General features: G+C 57.4%; 23 protein-coding genes, 1 tRNA gene, 1 pseudogene and 1 riboswitch. Of the genes and pseudogenes, 14 read left to right on the forward strand and 11 right to left on the reverse strand.

Annotated features, from left to right (window positions below; all coding sequences use genetic code 11):
- Nucleotides 1-633, reverse strand: a complete 633-nt coding sequence (gene nudF, locus G6041_RS12625) for an ADP-ribose diphosphatase (protein ID WP_004385611.1) — start codon at nt 631-633, stop codon at nt 1-3.
- 213 nt (nt 634-846) lie between these two features.
- Between nudF and tolC the strand changes: the two genes are divergently transcribed.
- From tolC to G6041_RS12640, 3 genes are all read left to right on the forward strand, one after another.
- The gene (tolC, locus tag G6041_RS12630; RefSeq protein ID WP_007895224.1) at nt 847-2,334 is read left to right on the forward strand and encodes an outer membrane channel protein TolC; all 1,488 of its coding nucleotides are present in this window, start codon (nt 847-849) and stop codon (nt 2,332-2,334) included.
- Nucleotides 2,335-2,484: 150 nt separating this feature from the next.
- Entirely contained in the window at nt 2,485-3,138 is a 654-nt protein-coding gene (locus G6041_RS12635) for a DUF1190 family protein (protein WP_004385609.1), read from the forward strand.
- A gap of 3 nt (nt 3,139-3,141) precedes the next feature.
- Nucleotides 3,142-4,302, forward strand: a complete 1,161-nt coding sequence (locus tag G6041_RS12640; RefSeq protein WP_012123816.1) for a glutathionylspermidine synthase family protein — start codon at nt 3,142-3,144, stop codon at nt 4,300-4,302.
- A 27-nt stretch (nt 4,303-4,329) separates the two neighbouring features.
- On the opposite strand, the gene ygiD is transcribed toward G6041_RS12640, so the two are convergent.
- A complete protein-coding gene (gene ygiD, locus G6041_RS12645; protein WP_041460376.1) occupies nt 4,330-5,121 on the reverse strand; it encodes a 4,5-DOPA dioxygenase extradiol in 792 nt (263 codons plus the stop codon).
- 191 nt (nt 5,122-5,312) lie between these two features.
- Here ygiD and zupT point away from each other — a divergent pair, with 191 nt between their 5' ends.
- On the forward strand, nt 5,313-6,089 hold the full coding sequence (gene zupT, locus G6041_RS12650) for a zinc transporter ZupT (RefSeq protein ID WP_041460375.1): 777 nt from the start codon (nt 5,313-5,315) through the stop codon (nt 6,087-6,089).
- Nucleotides 6,090-6,155: 66 nt separating this feature from the next.
- On the opposite strand, the gene ribB is transcribed toward zupT, so the two are convergent.
- Nucleotides 6,156-6,809 (reverse strand): 3,4-dihydroxy-2-butanone-4-phosphate synthase, encoded by a 654-nt coding sequence (gene ribB, locus G6041_RS12655; protein ID WP_012123813.1) that lies wholly within the window; start codon nt 6,807-6,809, stop codon nt 6,156-6,158.
- 107 nt (nt 6,810-6,916) lie between these two features.
- Nucleotides 6,917-7,100, reverse strand: a riboswitch (FMN riboswitch).
- 123 nt (nt 7,101-7,223) lie between these two features.
- On the opposite strand from ribB, the gene ubiK reads away from it, so the two are divergent.
- Entirely contained in the window at nt 7,224-7,589 is a 366-nt protein-coding gene (ubiK, locus tag G6041_RS12660; RefSeq protein ID WP_007895210.1) for a ubiquinone biosynthesis accessory factor UbiK, read from the forward strand.
- A 50-nt stretch (nt 7,590-7,639) separates the two neighbouring features.
- Here ubiK and hldE read toward each other — a convergent pair whose 3' ends face one another.
- The 3 genes from hldE to G6041_RS12675 form a co-directional block, all read right to left on the reverse strand.
- Nucleotides 7,640-9,067 carry a bifunctional D-glycero-beta-D-manno-heptose-7-phosphate kinase/D-glycero-beta-D-manno-heptose 1-phosphate adenylyltransferase HldE gene (gene hldE, locus G6041_RS12665; protein WP_004385601.1) on the reverse strand — a complete coding sequence of 476 codons (1,428 nt, stop codon included), beginning with the start codon at nt 9,065-9,067 and terminating at the stop codon, nt 7,640-7,642.
- Nucleotides 9,068-9,134: 67 nt separating this feature from the next.
- A complete protein-coding gene (glnE, locus tag G6041_RS12670; RefSeq protein ID WP_012123812.1) occupies nt 9,135-11,972 on the reverse strand; it encodes a bifunctional [glutamate--ammonia ligase]-adenylyl-L-tyrosine phosphorylase/[glutamate--ammonia-ligase] adenylyltransferase in 2,838 nt (945 codons plus the stop codon).
- A 19-nt stretch (nt 11,973-11,991) separates the two neighbouring features.
- The gene (locus G6041_RS12675) at nt 11,992-13,293 is read right to left on the reverse strand and encodes a CYTH domain-containing protein (protein WP_012123811.1); all 1,302 of its coding nucleotides are present in this window, start codon (nt 13,291-13,293) and stop codon (nt 11,992-11,994) included.
- Nucleotides 13,294-13,543: 250 nt separating this feature from the next.
- Here G6041_RS12675 and G6041_RS12680 point away from each other — a divergent pair, with 250 nt between their 5' ends.
- Complete coding sequence (locus G6041_RS12680; RefSeq protein WP_012123810.1) at nt 13,544-14,158, forward strand: TIGR04211 family SH3 domain-containing protein; 615 nt, start codon at nt 13,544-13,546, stop codon at nt 14,156-14,158.
- Between the two features lie 95 nt (nt 14,159-14,253).
- Nucleotides 14,254-15,501: a multifunctional CCA addition/repair protein gene (locus G6041_RS12685; protein WP_012123809.1), complete on the forward strand. Its 1,248-nt coding sequence runs from the start codon at nt 14,254-14,256 to the stop codon at nt 15,499-15,501.
- Nucleotides 15,502-15,506: 5 nt separating this feature from the next.
- Here the strand turns inward: G6041_RS12685 and bacA are convergent, their stop codons facing one another.
- Nucleotides 15,507-16,325, reverse strand: a complete 819-nt coding sequence (bacA, locus tag G6041_RS12690) for an undecaprenyl-diphosphate phosphatase (protein ID WP_004385596.1) — start codon at nt 16,323-16,325, stop codon at nt 15,507-15,509.
- A 127-nt stretch (nt 16,326-16,452) separates the two neighbouring features.
- Entirely contained in the window at nt 16,453-16,812 is a 360-nt protein-coding gene (gene folB / locus G6041_RS12695; RefSeq protein WP_007707315.1) for a bifunctional dihydroneopterin aldolase/7,8-dihydroneopterin epimerase, read from the reverse strand.
- Between the two features lie 107 nt (nt 16,813-16,919).
- Between folB and plsY the strand changes: the two genes are divergently transcribed.
- The gene (gene plsY, locus G6041_RS12700; protein ID WP_012123807.1) at nt 16,920-17,537 is read left to right on the forward strand and encodes a glycerol-3-phosphate 1-O-acyltransferase PlsY; all 618 of its coding nucleotides are present in this window, start codon (nt 16,920-16,922) and stop codon (nt 17,535-17,537) included.
- A 36-nt stretch (nt 17,538-17,573) separates the two neighbouring features.
- Here the strand turns inward: plsY and tsaD are convergent, their stop codons facing one another.
- The gene (tsaD, locus tag G6041_RS12705) at nt 17,574-18,587 is read right to left on the reverse strand and encodes a tRNA (adenosine(37)-N6)-threonylcarbamoyltransferase complex transferase subunit TsaD (RefSeq protein WP_007778149.1); all 1,014 of its coding nucleotides are present in this window, start codon (nt 18,585-18,587) and stop codon (nt 17,574-17,576) included.
- 248 nt (nt 18,588-18,835) lie between these two features.
- Between tsaD and rpsU the strand changes: the two genes are divergently transcribed.
- From rpsU to G6041_RS12725, 4 genes are all read left to right on the forward strand, one after another.
- Entirely contained in the window at nt 18,836-19,051 is a 216-nt protein-coding gene (gene rpsU / locus G6041_RS12710) for a 30S ribosomal protein S21 (RefSeq protein ID WP_001144069.1), read from the forward strand.
- 112 nt (nt 19,052-19,163) lie between these two features.
- Nucleotides 19,164-20,909 (forward strand): DNA primase, encoded by a 1,746-nt coding sequence (gene dnaG / locus G6041_RS12715; protein WP_012123805.1) that lies wholly within the window; start codon nt 19,164-19,166, stop codon nt 20,907-20,909.
- 239 nt (nt 20,910-21,148) lie between these two features.
- Nucleotides 21,149-22,993 carry an RNA polymerase sigma factor RpoD gene (rpoD, locus tag G6041_RS12720; protein ID WP_004385591.1) on the forward strand — a complete coding sequence of 615 codons (1,845 nt, stop codon included), beginning with the start codon at nt 21,149-21,151 and terminating at the stop codon, nt 22,991-22,993.
- A gap of 242 nt (nt 22,994-23,235) precedes the next feature.
- Complete coding sequence (locus G6041_RS12725) at nt 23,236-23,658, forward strand: hypothetical protein (protein ID WP_004385590.1); 423 nt, start codon at nt 23,236-23,238, stop codon at nt 23,656-23,658.
- A gap of 52 nt (nt 23,659-23,710) precedes the next feature.
- Here the strand turns inward: G6041_RS12725 and mug are convergent, their stop codons facing one another.
- Nucleotides 23,711-24,217, reverse strand: coding sequence for a G/U mismatch-specific DNA glycosylase (gene mug, locus G6041_RS12730; protein ID WP_004385589.1), 507 nt, complete (start codon nt 24,215-24,217; stop codon nt 23,711-23,713).
- Nucleotides 24,218-24,342: 125 nt separating this feature from the next.
- Here mug and G6041_RS12735 point away from each other — a divergent pair.
- Nucleotides 24,343-24,418, forward strand: a tRNA-Ile gene (locus G6041_RS12735).
- A gap of 568 nt (nt 24,419-24,986) precedes the next feature.
- Nucleotides 24,987-25,244 carry a hypothetical protein gene (locus tag G6041_RS12740; RefSeq protein ID WP_012123803.1) on the forward strand — a complete coding sequence of 86 codons (258 nt, stop codon included), beginning with the start codon at nt 24,987-24,989 and terminating at the stop codon, nt 25,242-25,244.
- A gap of 65 nt (nt 25,245-25,309) precedes the next feature.
- Here the strand turns inward: G6041_RS12740 and G6041_RS21455 are convergent.
- Nucleotides 25,310-25,486, reverse strand: a pseudogene (locus G6041_RS21455) (IS3 family transposase); the annotation flags it as partial.
- Nucleotides 25,487-25,721: the final 235 nt, after the last annotated feature.

The raw sequence follows: 25,721 nt of genomic DNA on the forward strand, positions 1-25,721 counted from the left end.
TCAGGTGTTCCACTCGTTTCTCAATGCTTGATAATGTAACTGCAGCCATTGCAATGCGATGACGGAGGCTGCGTTGTCGATTCTCCCCTCTTCTACCCACTGGTATGCCTGTTCCCGGCTTACCACATGAACCCGAATATCTTCGTTTTCATCAGCCAGACCGTGTATGCCTTGCGCGGTCGTGGCGTCCACTTCGCCAACCATTAATGACAGGCGCTCGCTGGTGCCGCCAGGGCTTGCCAGATAGCTCATGAATTTTTTTACTCGCCCGACGGAAAGGCCTGCCTCTTCCATCGCCTCGCGGCGCGCGACCTCTTCCACCGTTTCGCCAGGCTCAATCATACCGGCGACCAGTTCCAGCAGCCACGGGGTGTCGCTGGTATCGAAAGCGGCGATACGAATCTGCTCGATCAGTACCACCTCATCACGCACAGGGTCAAAGGGTAGCAGGACTGCGGCATGGCCGCGCTCAAAAATTTCGCGCCGCACTTCCCCGCTCATTTCGCCATTGAAAAGGCGGTGGCGAAAGCGGTAAAGATCGAGCGAAAAAAAGCCGCGATATAGCTTTTCCCGTGCAATAATTTCTACATCGTTTTTGGTGAAAGTAACGGGGCGTGGGGTTGATTTGCTCATGATGGTTTCCGGTTCGAGATGGTGCCGAATCTGGGCATTTCAAGCCAGTTTATCTGCCGTTTCATTGCCCATGTGATAGATTGTGGAAATTTAGCGGCAGAAGGCACGTTACGCCAAGCCTCACGGCGGGTTGACTCTGGTAGAATCGGCGATCAATTTTTCGGCTTCTGACAGCGCTAATAAATTCTTTATGCTTCACAACAAGGAATGCAAATGAAGAAACTGCTCCCCATCCTTATCGGCCTGAGCCTGACGGGCTTCAGCGCCATGAGCCAGGCAGAAAACCTGTTGCAGGTTTACCAGCAGGCACGTTTAAGTAACCCGGACCTGCGCAGCTCCGCTGCTGACCGCGACGCCGCATTCGAAAAAATTAACGAAGCCCGCAGTCCTTTACTTCCGCAGCTCGGCCTGGGTGCAGATTACACCTATAACAGCGGTTTTCGCGATAACGACGGCGTAGACAGCACTGCCAAGAGCGCGTCGCTGCAATTAACGCAGACCATTTTCGATATGTCCAAATGGCGCGCCCTGACCCTGCAGGAAAAAACCGCAGGCATTCAGGATGTGACCTACCAGACCGATCAGCAGACGCTGATGCTGAACACTGCGACAGCTTATTTCCAGGTGCTGAGCGCGATTGACGCGCTCTCCTACACCGAAGCGCAGAAACAGGCGATCTACCGCCAGCTCGATCAAACCACCCAGCGTTTTAACGTGGGCCTGGTAGCGATTACCGACGTGCAGAACGCCCGCGCGCAGTACGATAACGTGCTCGCGAACGAAGTGACCGCGCGTAACAACCTCGACAACGCGCTGGAACAGCTGCGCCAGGTGACGGGCAACTACTACCCGCAGCTCGCGTCGCTGAACGTCGATAATTTCAAAACCACCAAACCGGCCGCCGTTAACGCGCTGCTGAAAGAGGCAGAACAGCGTAACCTGACGCTGCTGCAGGCGCGTCTGAGCCAGGATCTGGCGCGTGAGCAGATCCGCTACGCTGAAACCGGCCATATGCCGACGCTCGGCTTAACGGCGTCCAGCAGCGTGTCGGACACCGACTACAGCGGCAGCAAAACCAGCGGCGCGGCGGCAAGCCGTTACGCTGACAGCAAAATCGGCCAGAACTCCATCGGCCTGAGCTTCAACCTGCCGCTCTACAGCGGCGGCTCGGTGACATCACAAGTTAAACAAGCGCAGTACAGCTTCGTGGGTGCCAGCGAAAAACTGGAAAGCGCGCACCGCAACGTCGTGCAGACCGTGCGTTCGTCTTATAACAACGTTAACGCCTCCATCAGCAGCATCAAAGCCTATGAGCAGGCGGTCGTGTCCGCGCAAAGCTCACTGGATGCGATGGAAGCCGGTTACTCGGTCGGTACGCGTACCATCGTCGATGTGCTCGACGCCACCACCACGCTGTACAACGCCAAACAGCAGCTCTCCAGCGCGCGTTATAACTACCTGATCAACCAGCTCAATATTAAATCTGCGCTGGGTACGCTCAACGAGCAGGATCTGGTCGCGCTGAATAACTCGCTGGGCAAACCGGTCTCTACCGCGCCTGAAAGCGTCGCCCCGGAAAACCCGGAGCAGGACGCCGCCGTGAATAACATGGCGAACGGCGGCGGCAATGCGCCTGCCATGCAGCCTGCCGCGGCCACCCGTAGCAGCAACAGCAACAGCGGCAACCCGTTCCGTCAGTAATCGCTGTGGCGGGAGGCGCAACGGCCTCCCGCCTGAACGTAAGTCAACGTAAAGATCCCCGCCCCCTCCGGCCTCCCGCTTTAATTTCAACCACTCATCCACTATCCTGAGCACCATAACTGTGCAATACCACTGGGTCAGGATGCAGGCATGAAACGGACAAAACAGATTAACCGCGCGATGTTTCGCAAAAGCTGGAACGCGCGTCATTTAACGCCGGTGGCCTTCGCGGTCACGGCAGCCTTTATGCTGGCAGGTTGCGAAAAGAGCGATGAAACCGTCCAGCTTTATCAAAACGCAGACGACTGCTCGGCGGCCAACCCCGGCAAAAGCGCTGAATGCACTACCGCGTATAACAACGCCCTGAAAGAGGCGGAACGCACCGCGCCGAAATACGCCACGCGTGAAGACTGCGTGGCGGAATTTGGCGAAGATCAGTGCAAACAAGTCAATAACACCAATACCAGCCAGGCCACGCAGCAGACCGGCAGCATGTGGATGCCGCTGATGGCGGGTTACATGATGGGCCGTCTGATGGGCGGCGGCATGGGATTCGCCCAACAGCCGCTGTTCAGCTCGCGTAACCCGGCAAGCCCGGCTTACGGTAAATATACCGACGCCAGCGGCCGTAATTACGGTGCCGCGCAGCCGGGCCGTACCATGACCGTACCGAAATCGGCGATGGCACCGAAACCGGCGACCACCTCAACCATCACCCGCGGTGGTTTTGGTGATTCCGTCGCGAAACAGGCCACGATGCAGCGCAGCGCGGCGGGTTCTTCTTCTCGTTCAATGGGCGGCTGACACATGGAAAGAATCACTATCAGCGAGCGCCCGGACTGGCGCGATAAGGCCACGGAGTACGGTTTTAACTTTCACACCATGTACGGCGAGCCATACTGGTGTGAGGACGCGTACTACCGCCTGACGCTGGCGCAGGTCGAAAAGCTCGAAGAGGTGACGGCCGAGCTGCACCAGATGTGCTTACAGGTGGTCGAGAAAGTGGTCGCGAGCGACGCGCTGATGACCAAATTCCGCATTCCGAAGCACACATGGGAATTTGTGCGCCAGTCCTGGCGCAGCGGCCAGCCATCGCTCTATTCGCGTCTAGATCTCGCCTGGGACGGACGCGGCGAGCCAAAGCTTCTCGAAAATAACGCCGATACGCCGACCTCTTTATATGAAGCGGCATTCTTTCAGTGGATCTGGCTCGAAGATCAGCTGCGCGCCGGGAATCTCCCGCAGGGCAGCGATCAGTTCAATAGCCTCCAGGAGAAGATCATCGAGCGTTTCGGCGAGCTGAAAGCGCAGTACGGCTTTAACCGTCTGCATCTCGCCTGCTGTCGTGATACGGTAGAAGATCGCGGCACGGTGCAGTATTTACAGGATTGCGCCAGCGAAGCCGGGATCGAGAACGATTTTCTGTTTATCGAAGATATCGGCCTTGGCGAAAAGGGGCAGTTTACCGATCTCCAGGATCAGGTCATCAGTAACCTGTTTAAGCTCTATCCGTGGGAGTACATGCTGCGCGAAACCTTCTCCACTAAGCTTGAGGACGCGGGCGTGCGCTGGCTGGAGCCGGCGTGGAAGAGCATTATCTCCAACAAAGCGCTGCTGCCGCTGCTGTGGGAACTCTACCCAAATCACCCTAACCTGCTGCCGGCGTACTTCAGCGAAGATAACCCGCCGCCGATGGAGAAATATGTGGTGAAGCCCATTTTCTCCCGCGAAGGCGCTAACGTGTCGATCGTTGAAAACGGCCAGACTATCGCGCAGGTGGAAGGCCCGTATGGCGAAGAAGGCACCATCGTGCAGCAGTTCCATCCGCTGCCGAAATTCGGTGACAGCTACACGCTTATCGGCAGCTGGCTTATCAACGATCAGCCCGCCGGGATCGGCATTCGTGAAGACAGAGCGCTGATCACCCAGGATCTCTCCCGCTTCTACCCTCACATGTTTGTGGAATAACCGAAATGGCGCCCCAGGGCGCCATGGTTAACCCACCTGCACCGATAACATACTCAACGACGCCATTTCCAGCCCATCGACCGGAATGCTGATGCTTTCGCTGCCGTCCCACGCGCCGAGCGTGTACAGCAGCGGCAGGAAGTGCTCTGCCGTCGGGTTCGACAGGCTGCCGCCGGGATGCGCCAGATAGTTGACCAGCGGGTGCTCTGCCGCCTCGCCGCGCCACGTCAGATTCTCTTTAACAAAGTTATTGAACGACTCTGCCCACGCATACGGCTCGCCTTCGCCATGCCAGCGCGCGGTACGCAGGTTATGGACGACGTTGCCGCTCGCCACCAGCATGACGCCCTCGTCGCGAAGCGCCGCAAGGCGCTGGCCCATCTGATAGTGCCAGACCGGGGGTTTGGTGCTGTCTATACTCAGTTGCACCAGCGGAATATCGGCCTGCGGATACATTTTTATCAGTACGCCCCAGGCACCGTGGTCAAAGCCCCAGGCGTCTTTATCAAGCGTGACTGGCAGCGGCGCCAGGAGATCCACGACGCGCTGTGCCAGCGCGGGCGAGCCGGGTGCCGGATAGTGCGTATCGAACAGCGCCTGCGGGAAACCGCCGAAATCGTGAATGGTTTGCGGCTGCTCCATCGCGGTGACGCCGGTGCCGCGCGTAAACCAGTGGGCCGAGACCATCACAATGGCTTTCGGACGCGGCAGCGTTTCGCCAAGCGTGCGCCAGGCGCGGGTATAACGGTTATCTTCCAGCACGTTCATCGGGCTGCCGTGGCCCAGAAACAGTGCGGGCATGCGAGTGGAAGCAGTCATTTTTGTATCCTGAAACGGTAATATCAATAACGCTACCTTACGCTTATCGCACACAGAAAGAACGGAGATAACCGTGATGAAGACCATCAGAAAATTTGAATGTAAGTAATCTGTAAAAGCCACGGACGGGCCTCGACTTTTCCGTTCCGCCCGATAAATTAATGATAATTATTATCAAAAAGGAGTGTTCGATGTCAGTGCCTCTGATCCTGACCTTACTGGCGGGTGGCGCCACGTTTATCGGCGCGCTGCTCGGTGTGCTGGGGCAGAAGCCCTCCAACCGGCTGCTGGCCTTCTCGCTGGGCTTTGCCGCAGGCATTATGCTGCTGATTTCGCTAATGGAAATGTTGCCCGCCGCGCTCGGCGAAGACGGCATGTCACCGGTGCTGGGGTATGGCATGTTTATTGTCGGCCTGCTCGGCTATTTCGCGCTCGATCGTATATTGCCGCACGCGCACCCGCAGGATCTTATCGACTCGCCGCCGACCCATGCGTCACGCAATCTGCGCCGCACCGCCCTTCTGCTGACGCTGGGCATCAGCCTGCATAACTTCCCGGAAGGTATCGCCACCTATGTGACGGCCAGCACCAACCTGGAGCTGGGCTTCGGGATTGCGCTCGCCGTCGCGCTGCACAACATCCCGGAAGGGCTGGCGGTGGCGGGCCCGGTTTACGCGGCCACCGGCTCGCGTCGTAAAGCGGTTATCTGGGCGGGCCTCTCCGGGATGGCCGAAATTCTGGGCGGCGTGCTGGCGTGGCTTATTCTCGGTACCATGGTGTCGCCGGTGGTCATGGCGGCGATTATGGCGGCGGTCGCCGGGATCATGGTGGCGCTGTCGGTGGATGAGCTGATGCCGCTTGCCAAAGAGATCGATCCGCATAACAACCCGAGCTACGGCGTGCTGTGCGGCATGTCGGTGATGGGGTTAAGCCTGACGCTGCTGCAAACGAGCGGCCTTAGCGGCTAATAAAAAAAGCCCGGTCAGACCGGGCTTTTCAGATGCATTCAGGCCCGGCGCTCGCCGGGCTTTTTGTCAGCTCGCTTTGCGCTCCTGCGCCTGGCGATAGCTCACTAAATCTTCAATAGTCACGACCGGCATATTGTGTTCGCGGGCAAACGCGATGCACTCCGGCGCGCGCGCCATGGTGCCGTCGTCGTTAGTCAGTTCACACAGCACGCCTGCCGGTTTAAAGCCCGCCAGCGAGACTAAATCGATAGTCGCTTCGGTGTGGCCGCCGCGGGTCAGTACGCCGCCCGGCTGCGCGCGCAGCGGGAAAACGTGGCCAGGACGGTGCAGATCGGACGGTTTCGCGTCGTCGGCAATCGCCGCGCGAATGGTCGTAATGCGGTCGGCGGCGGAAACGCCGGTGGTCACGCCGTGCGCCGCTTCGATGGTTACAGTAAAACCGGTGCCGAACGCGCTGGTGTTGTTTTCCACCATCATCGGCAGGTCGAGCTGTTTACGGCGTTCCTCGGTCAGGCACAGGCAGACGATGCCGCTGCCGTGACGGATGGTCAGCGCCATCTGTTCAACAGTCATGGTTTCGGCGGCGAAAATCATGTCGCCTTCGTTTTCACGGTTCTCGTCATCGAGCACCATCACGCCGCGCCCTTCGCGAAGTGCGGCGATCGCGTTTTCCACGCGTTCAAAAGCGGTGCCAAAAGCAGAAAGAAGCGTCTGATTCATGGTAAAGAAACCTCATTAATTATATGGATTACCAGAATCAGGGCGGTCTTAGGAGTGCCGGCAAGCGGCAAGCAAAATAACGTGAGTGGGCGCAAGCCCAGGCAGATCGTTACCCTCTCCCATCCGGACTTTAACCGTCGGCCCCGGAATTACACCGGATCTGCTGACCTTCAGAAACAACCTGAAGCGCTCGCGGGCTTTCAGTTTATCTTGCGTCTTCGCTTTCGCGCTGGAGCAGAACAAGCCTGATTTACCGCCGGTGGGGAATTTCACCCCGCCCTGAGAATAAGCGGGATAACTATAACGCCATTGATAATCGTCGGCAATGCATGAGATTCAAACATTTCCGGTTTATACCCTTCCGATCAGCGATTACAATTACTCTTCAGACCATACCAGATCAGGGAAACCGCTATGATTGACCCGAAGAAAATTGAACAGATCGCCCGTCAGGTCCATGAATCGATGCCAAAAGGGATCCGTGAGATCGGGGAAGATGTTGAGAAGAAAATCCGCCAGGTACTGCAGGCTCAGCTGTCTCGCCTGGATCTGGTGAGTCGTGAGGAGTTTGACGTGCAGACGCAGGTACTGCTGCGCACTCGCGAGAAACTGACGGCGCTGGAGCAGCGTCTGACCGCGCTGGAATCGCGTGGCGCTGCGGCCTCTGCACCGGCTGACGCCTCAGCGACCACGACCGCAGGCAGCGCCAGCGCGCCCGTGACCGCCGTGACGCCGCCACCTGCCATCCCGCCGGTCGATAGCCTCGACAAACAGGACTGACAGAAACGACAACGCCCCCTGCCAGGCAAGGGGCGTTCGTGCAACGCGCGTTAGCTGTTCTTCTGGATCTTCTTGATGATATTGGTGGTCGAGCAGCCATCTTCGAAGTTCAGCACCATGACGTCCCCGCCATTCGCCCACACCTCTTTGCTGCCCGCGATATCTTCAGGTTTGTAGTCGCCACCTTTAACCAGCAGATCCGGCAGGATTTCACTAATCAGCCGCTGCGGCGTGTCTTCTTCAAACGGCACCACCCAGTCCACCGCTTCCAGCGCGGCCAGCACAATCATACGCTGCTCCTGCGGGTTTACCGGGCGCGTATCGCCTTTCAGGCGTCGGGTGGAGGCGTCGCTGTTGACCGCCACAATCAGGCGATCGCCAAGCTTGCGCGCGTTCGCCAGATACGAGACGTGGCCTGCATGAAGGATGTCGAACACGCCGTTGGTCATCACCACTTTCTCGCCGCGCTTGCGTGCGGCCAGTACGGCTTCTTTCAGCGCCGCCTCGCTCATCACGCCAAAGCCGGTTTCCGCGCGTCCGCGCACCGCGTTTTCCAGTTCGACCGGCGACACGGTTGATGTACCGAGTTTGCCGACGACCACACCCGCCGCCGCGTTGGCGAAGAAGCAGGCTTCTTCCAGCGAATTGCCGGACGCCAGCGTCGCCGCCAGCACGCCAATCACGGTATCGCCCGCGCCGGTCACGTCATAGACTTCCTGCGCCTGCGTCGGCAGGTGGAACGGCGCTTTGCCCGGTTGCAGCAGCGTCATACCCTGCTCTGAGCGGGTCACCAGCAGCGCGCTGAGATCGAAATCGGCGATGATTTTCATGCCGCGCTCGACAATGTCCTGCTCGGTTTTGCACTTGCCTGCCACTGCTTCAAACTCAGACAGGTTCGGCGTCAGCAATGTCGCGCCGCGATAGCGCTCAAAATCGGTGCCTTTCGGATCGATAAGCACCGGAACGCCTGCTTTACGCGCCAGCTGGATCATCTGCTGAACGCTTGCGAGCGCGCCTTTGGCGTAGTCAGAAAGTACCAGCGCGCCGATCTGCCCCAGCGCCTGGTTAATGCGCTCGTGCAGCGGCTCGGGATCCACGCCATCGAAGCCTTCTTCGAAATCGAGGCGGATCAGTTGCTGATTGCGGGACAGCACGCGCAGCTTGGTGATGGTCGGGTGCGTCGGCACTGACACAAAATCACATTTCACGTTCACCTGTGCCAGAGACTGGCTGAGCGCGCGCGCCGCGTCGTCAATACCCGTCAGGCCGACCAGGCGCGAGCTGGCGCCCAGAGACGCGATGTTCATCGCCACGTTCGCCGCGCCGCCCGGGCGCTCTTCGATGGTTTCCACTTTGACGACCGGCACCGGCGCTTCTGGTGAAATGCGGCTCGTCGGGCCATACCAGTAGCGGTCCAGCATCACATCACCCACTACCATGACGCCTGCGCGTTCAAAATCGGGCAGCGTTACTTTCATTCCTGACTCTCCTGAGAGACACCAAAATTTGCGCGCGATGATAGCACAGTTACGCGCAATCGCACGGTTACGCCGGGGCCAGCCAGCGCCGCCAGCTCTCGCGCACCTGTTCGCGCTCAGGCCCGAACGCCGTGTGCGCCACATGACCTGGCTGTTCTTGCAAGGCCAGATGGTGCAGTTCATCGCGCAGCGTAACATAGGCGTGCGTCAGCGCTTTCGCCTCGTCCTCGCGCATAATGTCATTTTGCGCCAGCAGCTCCAGAATACGCACGTTATCGGACCAGCGCGTCAGCTTCGGCTGCTCCGGCGCGTAGCGCAGCACCAGATACTGCGTAATAAATTCGATATCCGTAATGCCGCCTTCATCGGCTTTGATATCAAACCGGTCGCGGTGTTTATTACCCAGATGCGCGCGCATTTTCTCGCGCATTTCGCGCACGTCGGTTTGTAGCTTGTCGCCCTCGCGCGGGGTGGCGAGGACGTCGCGGCGAATCGCGTCAAACTGCGCCTGCAGCGGCCTGTCGCCGTAGACGACGCGGGCGCGCACCAGCGCCTGATGCTCCCACGTCCAGGCCTCGTTTTTCTGGTAATCGGCGAACGCTTCCGCGGTAGTCACCAGCATGCCTGCCGCGCCGGACGGGCGCAGACGGGCGTCCACTTCATAGAGAATGCCGGACGACGTGCGGGTGCTGAAGAGATGCATAATGCGCTGCGCCAGGCGCAGATAGAACTGGCGGCCATCGATTTCGCGCTCGCCGTCGGTCATGACATCCGCCGGGCAGTCATGCAGGAAGACTAAATCGAGATCGGAGCTGTAGCCGAGCTCCCAGCCGCCGAGCTTGCCATAGCCCACCACCGCGAAACCGCGCCCGTCGCGATCGCGCAGATGCGTCGGCTGGCCGTAGCGCGCCACCATATGGCCCCACGCCTGCTGCACTACCGCATCAATAATCGCCTCGGCAAGCCAGGTTAAGTGATCGCTCACTTTCATCACCGGCAGCGTACCGGCGATATCCGCCGCCGCCACGCGCAGCAGTTGCGCCTGTTTAAACTGGCGCAGCGCCTCAAGCTGTTGTTCTTCGTCGTCATCCGGCACGCGCAGCAGATACTGGCGCAGCTCGTCGCGATAGGCGTCCATCGCCGTCGGCTGATAGAGCGTATTCGGGTCGAGCAGTTCATCAAGCAGTAGCGGGTAGCGCGCCAGCTGGCTTGCGACCATCGGCGAGGCGGCGCACAGGCGAATTAAGTGCTTCAGCGCGCCGGGATATTCGCTTAGCAGCTCAAGGTAGGTGGTACGGGTGACAATGCCGGTGAGCAGCGGCGTCACGCGGGAGAGCGCCAGCGCCGCGTCGTCCGGGCTTGCACAGACGGCGTTCAGCAAAGGCGGCATCAAATTATCAAGCACCTGACGACCGCGCGGGCCGATGGTGCGCTTTTCGGTCTCTTTACGAAAATCCGCGAGCGTCGCGAGGAACCGCATCCGGCTTTCCGCGCCGAGCTCGCTCAGCACCGGCGTGTCGTCGTCGGCATCAAGCGCGTCATGCCACAGCTCGCGCCAGCCTTCGTTCAGCGCCTCTTCGCCCGTGCCCGGCTCTTCATCGCCGATAAGCTCGTTAAACACGCGCCGCACGCCCGCCATATGGCGCTCCAGCCGCGCGCTGAGCGCTTCCCAGCTCTCTTCGTCCATTGCCCAGGCCAGACGCGCGCGGTTCAGCGCGTCGCCCGGCAGCGTCTGGGTCTGTTCATCGTTAATGCTTTGCAGCAGGTTTTCGAGACGCCGCAGGAAAAGATAGGCGTCGCGCAGGCAAGTGGCGTCATCCGGCGAGAGCAGATGCAGTTGCTCAATCGCCTCAAGCGTCGGCAGCAGCGAGCGCTGCTGTAACGACGGCTCGCGCCCGCCGCGGATCAGCTGGAACACCTGAACGATAAACTCGGTTTCGCGGATGCCGCCCGCACCAAGCTTGATATTATCGGTCAGCCCCCGGCGGCGTACTTCACGGGCAATCATGCCTTTCATGTTGCGCAGCGACTGGATCACGCTGAAATCGATATAGCGGCGGAAGATAAACGGCCGCAGCATGGCGCGCAGCTCCTGACTCCAGGCGTCCTTGTTATCGCCCATGATGCGCGCTTTGACCATCGCGTAGCGCTCCCAGTCGCGCCCCTGCTCCTGGTAATAATCCTCAAGTGCCGCGAAGCTCAGCACCAGCGGGCCGCTGTCGCCAAACGGCCGCAGGCGCATGTCCACGCGGTAGACAAAACCGTCCTGCGTGGGCTGGTCGAGCGCTTTGATAAGCCGCTGCCCGAGGCGCGTGAAAAACTGCGCGTTATCGAGTTCGCGCCGTCCGCCCTGGGTGGAGCCGCCTTCCGGCCAGGCGAAGATAAGATCGATATCCGAAGAAAAGTTGAGTTCGCCGCCGCCGAGTTTTCCCATGCCAAGGATCATCAGCGGCTGAGGGACGCCCTGCGCGTTGCACGGCGTGCCCCATTCGCGACAGCAGGCGGCGTAGAGCCAGTCGCGCGCGGCGACGATAAGCGTTTCCGCAAGCTGGCTGAGCTGCGTGAGCGTTTCCTGCGTGGTGGCCTGCTTAAGCGTCTGCGACCAGGCGATGCGCGTCATCATCCGGCGGCGGAACTGGCGCAGCGCGCGCATCAGCGCCGCCTCGTCGTTAACCTCCGCGAGCGCGGTCTGAAGCCAGGCGGGATAGTGACGCCATTCATCAGGCGAGGGCGGCGCGGCTTCCAGCCCGCTCAGCCATTCCGGGTGCGCGCTGAGCGCCTCGCGGACAAAATCGCTGAAGGTGAGCACCGCGCGCGCGTCATCGCTGAGCGCGGCGGCATCAAACGGCAGCCGCTCCACCACGGCTTGCCACTGCTGTTGCAAAGGGAGGGAGAGCGGCCTCATGCGGGTTTCCTGTGGTTATTTACACTTTCCCGCTGTGCCGCCAGAACGGCGCCTGCGAGATAGCCTCATTGCGGAAATGCTCGATTTCAATACGCTGGCCGGTTTCGATGGCGTGACGCAGCCCCTGCCAGTTATCGAGCCAGAACAGCGCGACGGTGTCGTCATAGACGCCCGCCAGCAGGCGCAGCGCGTCCAGTTCACGCGAAAGGCGCGGCAGCTGATCAACGTAGCGGTCGCCGAGCGGCTGACCAAACGCGGCTTTCAGTTCCGCGGCGTGACGCGAGAGGTTGATATCGGCAAAGCGTTTCCAGGAATCCGCCATTTTCTGACGGCCCTTTTCATCAAGGAAAGGCTGCCAGCTACGGAAAATCAGCCATTCGGTGAGCGCCAGGCGCGCAGAGGCCTGAATGGCGCTGAAAGCCACCGTCTGGGCCGATGCGTCGGTCGCAAGCGTCGCTTCGCACTGGGTCAGCAGATCGCGTAAGCGAGTGCTCGCTTTTCGCGGAACAATGCCGCCGAACAGCGCCAGCGTATGGCGCACCAGCGCAATGGCCTCACGCACCTGCTGCTTCGCTTTGTCGTTACCGCGCAGCCACAGCTCTTCGTGGTACAGCCAGTGATCGAGCGCCCATTCCAGCGACGCTTCAAGCCCCTGTTCGACCGTGATTTTCGCAGGCACTTTAAGAAGCGTCAGCGGACGCAGCGGACGTTCAGGATTCCCCTGAGCCAGATGATAGCCGCGCGCCGCTTTGCTGAGGCTGCCCTGGCGCAGGCCCGGTTTCGCCACCAGCTGACGGGCGAATTTCAGCACATCGGCCGCCTCGCCCTGCAGCAGTTCCAGCTCCAACTCGCAGATCGGTTCAGCCAGCTCGCCGGCTTTCACTTCGCCGCGATCAAGCGCAAGCTCAATGCGGCTTTCGCCGTAAGTAACCACCCACTTTTCACGGGCGAAATCGGTGCTGAACAGCGGCTTCACCGCCACCTGCAATGTCTCGGGCGACAGCCCTTCCGGCCAGACTTCCGCCGGGAAGCGCGTGAGCGCAAGCGCCGGGGATTCCAGCGCGACGTTATATTCCGGGCGCTGATGCAGCCCGCCGGTCGTGCGGCCCGCCACTTTCATGGTCATTTCATAACGACCATTATCGCCGCGGATACGCAGCCCCATATCGTGACGGCGCAACTGGTTGTCCGCGGTTTCGTAGTAGATGTTGACCAACTGGCGCGGGGCGCTGTGTTCAGCCTCAAGGGCGTTCAGCGTGGCGCGCAGCGCGTCAATCTGTTCCGGGTCGACGATAAATTTGAGTTCGATTTCCTGAGCCATGTCTTTGCTTTACTCGTTGGGTCACACTGAAGAAAACTCCAGCGAACTTAATAGCCTAGTATCTGTCAGTAGATAGTATTTTGCGAAAAATTGCCATGTTTAAGGCTTTTTGACGCTATCAAAACACGAAATTTGCCACGGTGGCGGGCGACGGGCTGACCAGGAAGATTCCCATTCAGGTTTACGCTTTGCATCGTCAGACTGATGCCACTACTATCGTTCCACTTTCAACGACAATAACGACCAACTGATGCACAAATTACGTCTGATTTGCTTTTCCCTGCTTGCGCTTAGCGTCACTTTCCAGGCCGTTGCCGAAGAAAAACGCTATGTCTCGGATGAACTCAACACCTGGGTGCGTAGCGGCCCTGGTGACAATTACCGCCTGGTCGGCACGGTCAACGCCGGCGAAGAAGTCGCACTGCTCGAAAGTAACGGCAAATATGGACAGATTCGTGATGCCAGCGGCCGCACGTCGTGGATCCCGCTGGAACAGCTGAAAAGCGAGCCCAGCCTGCGTACCCGCGTGCCGGAGCTGGAAAATCAGGTCAAAACCCTGACCGATAAGCTGACGAATATCGACACCACCTGGAATCAGCGCACGGCGGAGATGCAGAAGAAAGTCGCGGCGAGCGATGGCATCATCAACGGCCTGAAAAATGAGAACCAGAAGCTCAAAAACGAGCTTATCGTGGCGCAGAAGAAAGTGAACGCCGCCATTATCCAGATCGACGATAAACAGCGCACCATCATCATGCAGTGGTTTATGTATGGCGGCGGCGTGCTGGGTGTTGGTTTGCTGCTCGGTTTGCTGCTCCCGCACATGATCCCAAGCCGCAAACGCAAAGACCGCTGGATGAACTAATCCTCTCAGGGCAGCGCCCGCTGCCCTTTTCACTCACCATCTCCTCTACACTTAACGTATTATCTGTCGGCTGAATTGATGTCGGAGTGGAATGCGTGAAGAGTTATCTGGTTGGTGGTGCGGTACGCGATGCCCTGTTAGGGCTGCCGGTAAAAGACAAAGACTGGGTGGTCGTGGGCGCCACGCCCGCCGAAATGCTGGCGCTTGGGTATCAGCAAGTCGGGAAAGATTTCCCGGTGTTTTTGCATCCGCAAACCCACGAAGAGTACGCCCTGGCGCGCACCGAGCGGAAATCCGGCCAGGGATACACTGGCTTTACCTGCTATGCCGCGCCGGACGTAACGCTGGAGCAGGATTTACAGCGCCGCGATCTCACCATTAACGCCATCGCTCAGGATGATTCCGGCGAATTTATCGACCCGTACCACGGCCGCGACGATTTAAAAGCGCGCCTGCTGCGCCATGTCTCGCCCGCCTTTAACGAAGATCCGCTGCGCGTGCTGCGCGTGGCCCGCTTCGCCGCGCGTTATGCGCATCTCGGGTTTCGCATCGCGCCGGAGACCCTTTCGCTCATGCGCGAGATGGCGGAGAACGGTGAACTGGAGCATCTGACGGCGGAGCGCGTCTGGAAAGAGACCGAAAGCGCGCTCACTACTCGCAACCCGCAAATCTACTTCCTGATGCTGCACGAGTGCGGCGCGCTGAAAGTGCTGTTCCCGGAAGTCGATAAACTGTTCGGCGTTCCGGCGCCCGCCAAATGGCACCCGGAAATCGACACCGGCATCCATACGCTGATGACGCTCGCCATGGCCGCGATGTTAAGCCCGGCGGTAGACGTGCGCTTTGCCGCGCTGTGCCACGATCTCGGTAAAGGCCTGACGCCGCCGCACCTCTGGCCGCGTCATCACGGCCACGGCCCGGCGGGCGTGCGGCTGGTGGCGCAGGTTTGCGAGCGGCTGCGCGTGCCAAACGACATTCGCGATCTCGCGAAACTGGTGGCCGAGTTCCATGACCTGATCCACACCTTCCCGATACTCAAGCCGCGCACCATTGTGGGCCTGTTTGATTCGATAGACGCCTGGCGCAAGCCGCAGCGCGTGGAGCAGATTGCCATCACCAGCGAAGCGGACGTGCGCGGACGCACCGGCTTTGAAGCGAAAGATTATCCGCAGGCGCGGCTATTGCGCGAAGCGTGGGAGGTGGCGCGCGCGGTGTCGCCAAAAGAGGTGGTGGAAGCAGGCTTTACCGGCCCGGCGATTCGTGAGGAACTGACAAAACGGCGTATTCGCGCGGTGGCGGCCTGGAAGGAAGAGCGATGCCCCCAGCCAGCGGCTGAGGGCTAAGACGTTTACATGAACACCGCGAAAACGGCGGCAGCCACGATAAAACGGTAAATCGCGAAAGGAATAAAAGAGATACGTTTGATGATGTGCAGGAAGGTTTTGATCGCCACCAGCGCCACGACGAAGGCGGTGACAAAACCGACCGCGAACATCGGCAGATCCGCCATCGTCAGGAAGCCCATGCTTTTATAGAGATCGAGCGCGGTGGCCCCCATCATCATCGGTACGGCGAGCAGGAACGAGAATTCAGAAGCCGCATAGCGGCTCACGCCCACCAGCATACCGCCGGAAATGGTCGCCCCGGAACGCGAGAAGCCCGGCCACAGCGCCAGACACTGGAAGCAGCCAATAAAAAACGCCTGGCGGTACGTCATGTCGTCCAGCCCCGGCGCTTTTGGCTCTTTCGGCTTCAGCACTTCGGCGATAATCAGCAGCACGCCGCCCACCACCAGCGCATACATCACGTTGATCGGGTTAAACAGCGACTTGATGAAATCGTGGAACACCAGCCCCAGCACGACCGCCGGCACCATACCAAGCAAAATGTGGATGAGCGACAGGCGACCTTTGCCGACGCCTTCATGCGGCGGATGCCCGAAATGGATGCCAATGAGCCCGAACAGGCGACGCCAGAACATCACGACGACCGCCAGAATGGAACCCAACTGGATAACCACTTCGAAAGTTTTCGCAGTGTCGCCTTCAAACCCCAGCAGGTGACCCACAATTATCATATGACCGGTACTGGAGACCGGCAGGAATTCGGTGAGCCCTTCAACAATGCCCAGGATCGCCGCCACCAGCAGCGAGTGCATATCAGTCATTCAGTAAACCCTCGTACCCCAAAAAATAAGCGCTAAAAAACGCGGCAGTCAGCGCGACGGCCGCGTAAGTTCCTGCATTATGACCGGTATACCCGCGTTTGGTTTACTCATTATGAATTTAAATGTTTTAATTCGGATTATTGCTACGCTCAATCATCACGCCGACATTCGCGGCCTGCGCCACTGCGCCTGGCTTGCTTAATTTGATGCGCACCCAGGGAGCGTTAAAGCGCGTCAGAATGATCTCCGCGACTTCTTCCGCCACCCGTTCCACCAGCGCGAAACGACCATTACCGACATGCTCCAGCACCGCCTGCGTAACGTCCGCGTAGCTCAGACAGTCGCGCACGTCATCACTCGCCGCCGCCGCCCGGTTGTCCCAGCCGATTTCGATATCGAACACGAGTTTCTGCTCGATGGTCTGTTCCCAGTCGTAAACGCCAATAGTGGTGATTACCGAAAGTTGCTCTATAAATACTATGTCCATCACGGCCCTGCCTGTTTTTAGCCCCGCCGGATACCACTTCCGGCAAAATATGCGTATTATCCACAGATGCAGAGAATACAACGACATTTTCACAACGGAACAGCGTTATGAGTGCAATCGCGCCTGGAATGATCCTCCTCGCGTACCTTTGCGGCTCGATCTCCAGCGCCATTCTGGTCTGCCGCATCGCGGGTCTTCCCGATCCTCGTGACAGCGGTTCCGGCAACCCCGGAGCGACCAACGTCCTGCGAATTGGCGGCAAGGGAGCAGCCCTGGCGGTACTGATATTCGATGTGCTGAAAGGCATGCTGCCGGTCTGGGGCGCGTATGCGTTGGGCGTAACGCCGTTCTGGCTGGGGCTTATCGCCATCGCCGCCTGTCTGGGCCATATCTGGCCGATCTTTTTCCATTTTCGCGGCGGTAAAGGCGTGGCGACGGCGTTCGGCGCGATTGCGCCTATCGGCTGGGATCTCACCGGTGTGATGGCAGGCACCTGGCTTCTGACGGTGTTACTGAGCGGGTATTCCTCGCTTGGCGCGATCGTCAGCGCGCTGGTGGCACCGTTTTATGTCTGGTGGTTTAAGCCGCAGTTTACGTTCCCGGTAGCGATGCTCTCGTGTCTTATCCTTCTGCGCCATCACGATAATATTCAGCGCCTGTGGCGCGGCCAGGAAAGCAAAATCTGGAGCCGGTTTCGCAAAAAGCGGCCACAAAAAAAGGAGTGATGATTCACTCCTTTTCTTTATGACTTTGCTGACGCGTTACGCGGCAGGCAGCTCCGAAAGCGGCCAGCGCGGACGCACGGTCACGCCAAGCCCCGCTTCGCCTTTCGCTTTCAGACGCACCATGCCCGCATAGGCGATCATCGCACCGTTATCGGTACAGAATTCCGGGCGCGCATAGAAAACCTCGCCGCCGCGTTTTTGCATCATTTCCGCGAGACGCGCGCGCAAAGTTCGGTTAGCGCTCACGCCGCCTGCCATCACCAGACGCTTAAAGCCGGTCTGATCCAGCGCACGGCGGCATTTGATCATCAGGGTATCCACCACCGCATCTTCAAACGCGCGCGCAATATCGGCGCGGGTCTGATCGTCGGTGCCGTTATCACGGATGGTATTCGCGGCGAAGGTTTTCAGCCCGGAGAAACTGAAATCCAGGCCCGGACGGTCGGTCATCGGACGCGGAAAGGTAAAACGCCCCGCTGTGCCCTGCGCCGCCATTTTCGACAGCATCGGGCCGCCCGGGTAATCAAGACCCAGCAGCTTGGCGGTTTTATCGAACGCTTCGCCCGCAGCGTCGTCAATAGACTCGCCCAGCAATTCATACTGGCCGATCCCCGTCACGCTGATAAGCTGCGTATGGCCGCCAGAAACCAGTAGCGCCACGAAAGGAAATTCGGGCGGATTGTCTTCTAACATCGGTGCCAGCAGATGGCCTTCCATGTGGTGCACCGGCACCGCAGGCACATCCCAGGCGAACGCCAGCGCGCGGCCGACCGTCGCGCCGACTAACAGCGCGCCCACAAGTCCTGGCCCTGCGGTATACGCCACCGCGTCGATATCCTTCGCCGTCAGGCCCGCTTCTTTTATGGCAGCCTGAATCAGGGGCACAGTTTTACGCACGTGATCGCGCGAGGCCAGTTCAGGCACGACGCCGCCGTAATCGGCATGCAGTTTTACCTGACTATACAATTGGTTGGCTAATAACCCGTTTTCATCGTCATAAATCGCGATGCCGGTTTCATCACAGGATGTCTCAATTCCCAGTACACGCATGGTTTTTCTTACCTCTCTCGCCTGCCGCGCAGTGTAGGGCCAACGGTGGCCGATGTAAAACTTTGCTCAACCCAGGCGGCCAGATAGTGTATAATACGTGCCCCTGGAATAGACCGCACAAAAACCGCGTTTCTGGTCCTGGCGGTGCTTTACAAAGCAGCAGCAGTTGCAGTAAAATTCCGCACCATTTTGAAATAAGCTGGCTATCTGATGCCAGCAGAACCGAATTAATCAAAGGTGAGAGGCACATGCCGGTAATTAAAGTACGTGAAAACGAGCCGTTCGACGTAGCACTGCGTCGCTTCAAACGTTCCTGCGAGAAAGCGGGTGTTCTGGCGGAAGTTCGTCGTCGTGAATTCTATGAAAAACCGACTACCGAACGTAAACGCGCCAAAGCTTCCGCAGTGAAACGTCACGCGAAGAAACTGGCTCGCGAAAACGCACGCCGTACTCGTCTGTACTAATTCCTCAGGGGATATTGTCCCCTGAAACAGACAGAGTAGTAGTTGTAGAGGCCGTGCTTCCGAAAGGAATGCGCGGCTTATTCTCGTTTATGGGCTGATAAAAACGGGGCTTATGGCTGGACGAATCCCACGTGTCTTTATCAATGATCTGCTGGCTCGCACCGATATCGTCGACCTGATAGACGCACGGGTAAAGCTCAAGAAGCAGGGCAAGAACTACCACGCGTGCTGTCCCTTCCATAATGAAAAAACCCCCTCTTTCACCGTAAACGGCGAAAAACAGTTTTATCACTGCTTCGGTTGCGGCGCGCACGGCAACGCTATCGACTTCCTGATGAATTACGACAAGCTCGAATTCGTCGAGACCGTCGAAGAGCTGGCGGCCATGCATAATCTGGAAGTGCCGTTCGAAGCGGGTAGCGGACCGACGCAGATAGAGCGTCACCAGCGCCAGACGCTATATGAGCTGCTGGACGGGCTGAACGGTTTTTATCGTCAGGCCTTACAGGCGCAAAGCGCCGAACCAGCGCGCCAGTATCTGGCAAAACGCGGGCTGAGCGAATCGGTTATTGAACGTTTCGCGATTGGCTACGCGCCGCCGGGCTGGGACAACGTGCTCAAGCGTTTTGGCAATAACAGCGAAAACCGCAAGTCGCTTATCGACGCGGGCATGCTGGTGACCAACGATCAGGGCCGCAGTTACGACCGCTTTCGCGAACGGGTGATGTTCCCCATCCGCGACAAGCGCGGGCGAGTGATAGGCTTTGGCGGCCGCGTGTTAGGCGATGCGCTGCCGAAATATTTAAACTCCCCGGAAACCGATATTTTCCATAAGGGCCGCCAGCTGTATGGCCTTTATGAAGTGCAGCAAAGCGATCCGAACCCGCCGCGGCTTCTGGTGGTCGAAGGTTATATGGATGTCGTGGCGCTGTCGCAGTACGACATCAACTATGCGGTCGCCTCGCTCGGCACCGCGACCACGGCAGAGCATATCCAGATGCTTTTTCGTGTCACGAATAACGTGATTTGCTGTTACGACGGCGACAGAGCAGGCAGAAGCGCCGCGTGGCGCGCGCTGGAAACCGCGCTGCCTTACATGACGGACGGACGTCAGCTACGCTTTATGTTTCTGCCCGATGGCGAAGACCCGGATACGCTGGTTCGTCAGGAAGGCAAAGCGGCGTTCGAGGCGCGTATGGAGCAGGCACAGCCGCTCTCGACTTTCCTGTTTAACAACCTGCTGCCGCAGGTAGATTTAAGCACGCCGGACGGACGTGCGCAGCTCAGTACGCTGGCGCTGCCGTTAATCAGTCAGGTGCCGGGCGAGACGCTGCGCATCTATCTGCGTCAGGAGTTAGGCAACAAGCTCGGTATTCTGGATGACAGCCAGCTTGAACGATTGATGACGCGCCAGGCAGATAATTCGCAAACGCGGCCTGCGCCGGCGCTAAAGCGTACAACCATGCGTATACTGATAGGATTATTAGTCCAGAATCCTGAGCTGGCGCCCCTGGTGCCCTCACTGGCCGCATTGGACAAAACAAAGCTGCCAGGACTGGAGCTCTTTGCAGAGCTGGTCAATACTTGTCTTTCGCAGCCTGGTCTGACCACCGGGCAGTTGCTCGAACATTATCGCGGTACAAAAGAGGCCGCTACCCTTGAAAAACTCTCAACGTGGGACGATATAGCAGATAAGGATATCGCAGAGAAAACGTTCACCGACGCGCTGGACCATATGTTTGATTCCGTGCTGGAGTTGAGACTAACAGAATTGATCGCCCGCTCGCGCACCCAGGGACTTAGCGCGGCGGAGCGCGAAGAAGTGCGCATCATTACCGAGGCGCGCGCCAGAAAATAAATTCCGCGGCTTAATTGCCGATTGACGATCGGGTGCACCCGAGAGCCGCACTGCCGGGCAGCGGCAATAATAAAACAGCCCGCACCGCCCTGTGGTTTTATATCGCTGTCGAAGCGTCCAGGCACTATTGAAACGCCGTCGCTTGCAACATGTTGTGATATGAGCCCCGGGGCATACGTTATTGTTGGCGGCAACGCCTACCGACACCAACCTCATGAAATAAGTGTGGATACCGTCTTATGGAGCAAAACCCGCAGTCACAGCTTAAGCTTCTTGTCACCCGTGGTAAGGAGCAGGGCTATCTGACCTATGCCGAGGTCAATGACCATCTGCCGGAAGATATCGTCGACTCCGATCAGATCGAAGACATCATCCAAATGATTAACGACATGGGCATCCAGGTGATGGAAGAAGCGCCGGACGCCGACGATCTGTTGCTTGCTGAAAACTCCAACAGCACCGACGAAGACGCGGAAGAAGCTGCGGCCCAGGTGCTCTCAAGCGTTGAATCTGAAATCGGGCGCACCACTGACCCGGTTCGTATGTACATGCGTGAAATGGGTACCGTTGAGCTGTTGACCCGTGAAGGCGAAATTGACATCGCTAAACGCATCGAAGACGGCATCAATCAGGTTCAGTGCTCTGTCGCCGAATACCCGGAAGCGATCACCTATCTGCTGGAGCAGTACGATCGCGTTGAAGCGGGCGAAGCGCGTCTTTCGGATCTGATAACCGGCTTTGTCGATCCGAACGCCGAAGAAGATCTGGCGCCTACCGCAACGCATGTCGGCTCAGAACTCTCTCAGGAAGAGATGGATGATGACGAAGATGAAGACGAAGAGTCTGACGACGACAGCAGCGACGACGACAACAGCATCGATCCGGAACTGGCCCGTGAAAAATTTGGCGAGCTGCGTACCCAGTACGAAGTGACCCGCGACACCATCAAAGCCAAAGGCCGCAGCAACGCGGCGTCTCAGGAAGAGATCCTGAAGCTTTCTGAAGTGTTCAAACAGTTCCGCCTGGTGCCGAAGCAGTTTGACTATCTGGTGAACAGCATGCGTACCATGATGGACCGCGTGCGTACCCAGGAACGTATCATCATGAAGATGTGCGTTGAGCAGTGCAAAATGCCGAAGAAGAACTTCATCACCCTCTTCACCGGCAACGAAACCAGCGAAACCTGGTTTAACGCGGCAATCGCCATGAACAAACCGTGGTCTGAAAAGCTCCACGACGTGGCGGAAGATGTGCACCGCAGCCTGCAAAAACTGCAGCAGATCGAAGAAGAAACCGGCCTGACCATTGAGCAGGTAAAAGATATTAACCGTCGCATGTCTATCGGCGAAGCGAAAGCGCGTCGTGCGAAGAAAGAGATGGTTGAGGCGAACCTGCGTCTGGTTATTTCTATCGCCAAGAAATACACCAACCGCGGTCTGCAGTTCCTCGATCTGATTCAGGAAGGCAACATCGGCCTGATGAAAGCGGTAGATAAATTCGAATACCGCCGCGGCTACAAGTTCTCTACCTATGCAACCTGGTGGATCCGTCAGGCCATCACCCGCTCTATCGCGGATCAGGCGCGCACCATTCGTATTCCGGTGCACATGATTGAGACCATCAACAAGCTCAATCGTATTTCCCGCCAGATGCTGCAGGAGATGGGCCGCGAGCCGACGCCGGAAGAGCTGGCCGAGCGCATGCTGATGCCGGAAGACAAAATCCGCAAAGTGCTGAAAATCGCCAAAGAGCCTATCTCCATGGAAACGCCGATCGGCGACGATGAAGATTCGCATCTGGGGGATTTCATCGAGGATACCACCCTCGAGCTGCCGCTGGACTCCGCGACCACCGAAAGCCTGCGTGCGGCGACGCACGACGTGCTGGCAGGTCTCACCGCGCGTGAAGCGAAAGTGCTGCGTATGCGTTTCGGTATCGACATGAACACCGACCACACGCTGGAAGAAGTGGGTAAACAGTTCGACGTAACCCGCGAACGTATCCGTCAGATCGAAGCGAAGGCGCTGCGTAAGCTGCGTCACCCAAGCCGTTCTGAAGTGCTGCGCAGCTTCCTGGACGATTAATCGTCTGTGATAACGCGTTTAAAAAGCCCTCTTCGGAGGGCTTTTTTATTGGCACCAGAAATGACTAAAGCGACTTTTACGGGCTACCTTTCAACAGGCGGCCCTGCAACGATAAATCATCGTGATATGCGTGGATTAATTAGCAAAAAGAATTTGTCAGGATTATAGATTCTGAGTAATTTGCTGTGAGATTTTGCGTATAAAAATGAAACATCGCGTTGATAACATTGCAAGGAACCGGGATGAACAAGTCGCTGTTATTTATGACATGCGTTTTACTGGCCGGATGCGCCAGCCAGCCGCCAAAAAGCCAGGTAACGCCGCTTACGCCAGCGCCCGCTCCGGTCGCCGCGCAAACGCCGCCTGCTCCACAGCAGCCTGAAAGCCAGCCTTTCTCGGCAGCCTCTGAAAGCACCAACAGCATGGCGACCTGCCGTAAAGAGCTCGACGCGCTCAAGCACTACGGCCCGAAAACCTACAGCCGCTACGCCGCTGAAATGGACGCACTTTCCGCGAAAACGGGGAAATATCTGGCACTGAAAGACGGGATGACGCCGGAGCTAAACGACATTGTCATCACGATGTATCAGTCGCAAATCAAGACGCTCTGCTTCCGCATCCAGTCGTCGCTCGGTAAGCTGATTATTGAACAGGCTGGCGGCTAAGCCACCTGCCTTTTTCTGCTCATAACGGCGCAGCGAGAGTTGCGCCGTTATGCTATCTGCCGCGCGCCACCAGCGCGTCGTCAAGCTCCCGGTAGGCTTCCACCAGCTTATCGAGCGAAGCGCGATTCAGCCCGCTCGGGTTCGGCAGCACCCAAATTTCCGTCTTACCGATTTTAAGCTTCTGTTTACCCCACTTCACACCGCGCTGACTGAATGCTTGCTCATAGGCTTTTTTGCCCAGCACCGCGAGCGCATCTGGCTGAAAATCTTCGATTTTTTTAATCAAATTGCGCCCGCCTTCATGCAATTCTTTTACGTCCACTTCGTTCGCCTGCACCGTCGGGCGCTCCACGAGTTTCGTGATGCCACAGCGCGTATCCAGCAAATGGCGCTCTTCTTCAGGCTTCAGCTGGCGATCCGTAAACCCGGCCAGATGAATAACCTTCCAGAAGCGATTACCCGGATGCGCAAAATGAAAGCCCGTATGCGCCGACGACTTTCCCGGATTGATCCCGCAAAAGACCACCCGCAGACCCGGCTCAAGAATATCGTTAATCATGTCCTCTCCTGTTAACTCTCGGATCTGTAAAGTATAAAGACTTACGCCGCGCCTGCTTACAAATTCAGCAGCCGCGACACCGAGACTGGATTGGCGTCGCCAGTTACTTTATAATCCAGCGCCACGGCCCCTTAGCTCAGTGGTTAGAGCAGGCGACTCATAATCGCTTGGTCGTTGGTTCAAACCCAACAGGGGCCACCAAATTTTAGCATTAAAATCATATAATTAAGCCACCTCGCAAGGGTGGCTTTTTTGTTTCTGCTTTAAGCGCCTCAACTTCAGCAGATAGACGGCAACAAATTGCACAGAGTTCAGAAGACGTAATCATAGTCTGTCTTCAATAACACTCCCTTGTTGAGGCGGTAAACATGAGAAAAAGCCAGCCCACGAATATAAAATCGTATAAATCACAATATATGACAGAAAAAAACATCGTTCTAATCGATAAAGAACTTTATGCCGCCTTAGCCGGGATAAAAAAGATCATCTGTTAGGGCATGTTATTGCATGTTTCGAGCTGTACTGGAAAGAGCACACACAGAATTACCAGCACGACAACTCACCCGCATGGTACGGCACACTTTTACCAGTCGATTTATGATGAATGGTGGAAACTCATTAGTTCTACATTAATGCTCGTCCATAGAGACATTAAGATAATAATGCGTTATTCTCATTTGGCTCCTGAGCATTTAAAGGATTGTTTAGGTTTTAACATCTAAAGGGGCCTTAGGATTATTTAGACGAAAAACAGCAATAGGGATTAAAAATGAAAGTACGTGATTTTGAAGATAAAGTATGGGAAACAGAGGGAATCAGGATTGTTATCCATGCTAAAGATAACACTGAAGTCAACGATTATGATTATAAAAAAGCTGCGGATGCCTCCTGGCGTATTACAGAATTAGGTCAAAAAAGAATTGATAAATGCCTTGATGGAAACACCTTCTCTGTCATTCAGGGCGATGGCGAAGAGCCAAACGGGCGTGTCATTCTGCGTACCATTCGAAATAGCTACACGAAGTAAGCCTGTCGAAAGCCCCTGATGAAATTTTGGGGCTTTGTTCACCTAATCGGATTTCATAATAACGGTAAAAGCTGCCAGATATCCCCGTAACCAAAACGCCAGCTCAATGCGTAGAGACTGTTGCGTATCAGCAACCGAACGCTGAGCCGAGTAACGATATGTCGACAGTAGCAGACCTGCCAGCCCGCATAATGTTGCGACAACCCCTTTGCCTGACATACGTCCACTGCTTCGGTCTTGCGAAGAACAGTCATATTCTGCCCGTCTGAGAATCGATTTTTCCTGTGGCTAACCTCATGTGTCTGATGCAGACATGACTCACATCGCGATGTATTAGTTGACGCTGAGCAGAGCGGATGAATAATGGTGATGAACAAATCGCCTGACGAGCGACTATATCTATCTACGTTAAAATTGCTGCCTGTTACGGAAAATCATTTACTACTTCGACAATTACCCTATTTTCCCCTTGAGAAG

The sequence above is a fragment of the Cronobacter sp. HA18003 genome (genome assembly GCF_011605905.1).
GTDB classification, from domain to species: Bacteria; Pseudomonadota; Gammaproteobacteria; order Enterobacterales; family Enterobacteriaceae; genus Cronobacter; species Cronobacter sakazakii.

Bases quoted from the DNA above. Each gene is read 5' to 3' on its own strand.
- nudF (WP_004385611.1), bottom strand. From the start codon at position 633: ATGAGCAAATCAACCCCACGCCCCGTTACTTTCACCAAAAACGATGTA.
- tolC (WP_007895224.1), top strand. From the start codon at position 847: ATGAAGAAACTGCTCCCCATCCTTATCGGCCTGAGCCTGACGGGCTTC.
- G6041_RS12635 (WP_004385609.1), top strand. From the start codon at position 2,485: ATGAAACGGACAAAACAGATTAACCGCGCGATGTTTCGCAAAAGCTGG.
- G6041_RS12640 (WP_012123816.1), top strand. From the start codon at position 3,142: ATGGAAAGAATCACTATCAGCGAGCGCCCGGACTGGCGCGATAAGGCC.
- ygiD (WP_041460376.1), bottom strand. From the start codon at position 5,121: ATGACTGCTTCCACTCGCATGCCCGCACTGTTTCTGGGCCACGGCAGC.
- zupT (WP_041460375.1), top strand. From the start codon at position 5,313: ATGTCAGTGCCTCTGATCCTGACCTTACTGGCGGGTGGCGCCACGTTT.
- ribB (WP_012123813.1), bottom strand. From the start codon at position 6,809: ATGAATCAGACGCTTCTTTCTGCTTTTGGCACCGCTTTTGAACGCGTG.
- ubiK (WP_007895210.1), top strand. From the start codon at position 7,224: ATGATTGACCCGAAGAAAATTGAACAGATCGCCCGTCAGGTCCATGAA.
- hldE (WP_004385601.1), bottom strand. From the start codon at position 9,067: ATGAAAGTAACGCTGCCCGATTTTGAACGCGCAGGCGTCATGGTAGTG.
- glnE (WP_012123812.1), bottom strand. From the start codon at position 11,972: ATGAGGCCGCTCTCCCTCCCTTTGCAACAGCAGTGGCAAGCCGTGGTG.
- G6041_RS12675 (WP_012123811.1), bottom strand. From the start codon at position 13,293: ATGGCTCAGGAAATCGAACTCAAATTTATCGTCGACCCGGAACAGATT.
- G6041_RS12680 (WP_012123810.1), top strand. From the start codon at position 13,544: ATGCACAAATTACGTCTGATTTGCTTTTCCCTGCTTGCGCTTAGCGTC.
- bacA (WP_004385596.1), bottom strand. From the start codon at position 16,325: ATGACTGATATGCACTCGCTGCTGGTGGCGGCGATCCTGGGCATTGTT.
- folB (WP_007707315.1), bottom strand. From the start codon at position 16,812: ATGGACATAGTATTTATAGAGCAACTTTCGGTAATCACCACTATTGGC.
- plsY (WP_012123807.1), top strand. From the start codon at position 16,920: ATGAGTGCAATCGCGCCTGGAATGATCCTCCTCGCGTACCTTTGCGGC.
- tsaD (WP_007778149.1), bottom strand. From the start codon at position 18,587: ATGCGTGTACTGGGAATTGAGACATCCTGTGATGAAACCGGCATCGCG.
- rpsU (WP_001144069.1), top strand. From the start codon at position 18,836: ATGCCGGTAATTAAAGTACGTGAAAACGAGCCGTTCGACGTAGCACTG.
- dnaG (WP_012123805.1), top strand. From the start codon at position 19,164: ATGGCTGGACGAATCCCACGTGTCTTTATCAATGATCTGCTGGCTCGC.
- rpoD (WP_004385591.1), top strand. From the start codon at position 21,149: ATGGAGCAAAACCCGCAGTCACAGCTTAAGCTTCTTGTCACCCGTGGT.
- G6041_RS12725 (WP_004385590.1), top strand. From the start codon at position 23,236: ATGAACAAGTCGCTGTTATTTATGACATGCGTTTTACTGGCCGGATGC.
- mug (WP_004385589.1), bottom strand. From the start codon at position 24,217: ATGATTAACGATATTCTTGAGCCGGGTCTGCGGGTGGTCTTTTGCGGG.
- G6041_RS12740 (WP_012123803.1), top strand. From the start codon at position 24,987: ATGAAAGTACGTGATTTTGAAGATAAAGTATGGGAAACAGAGGGAATC.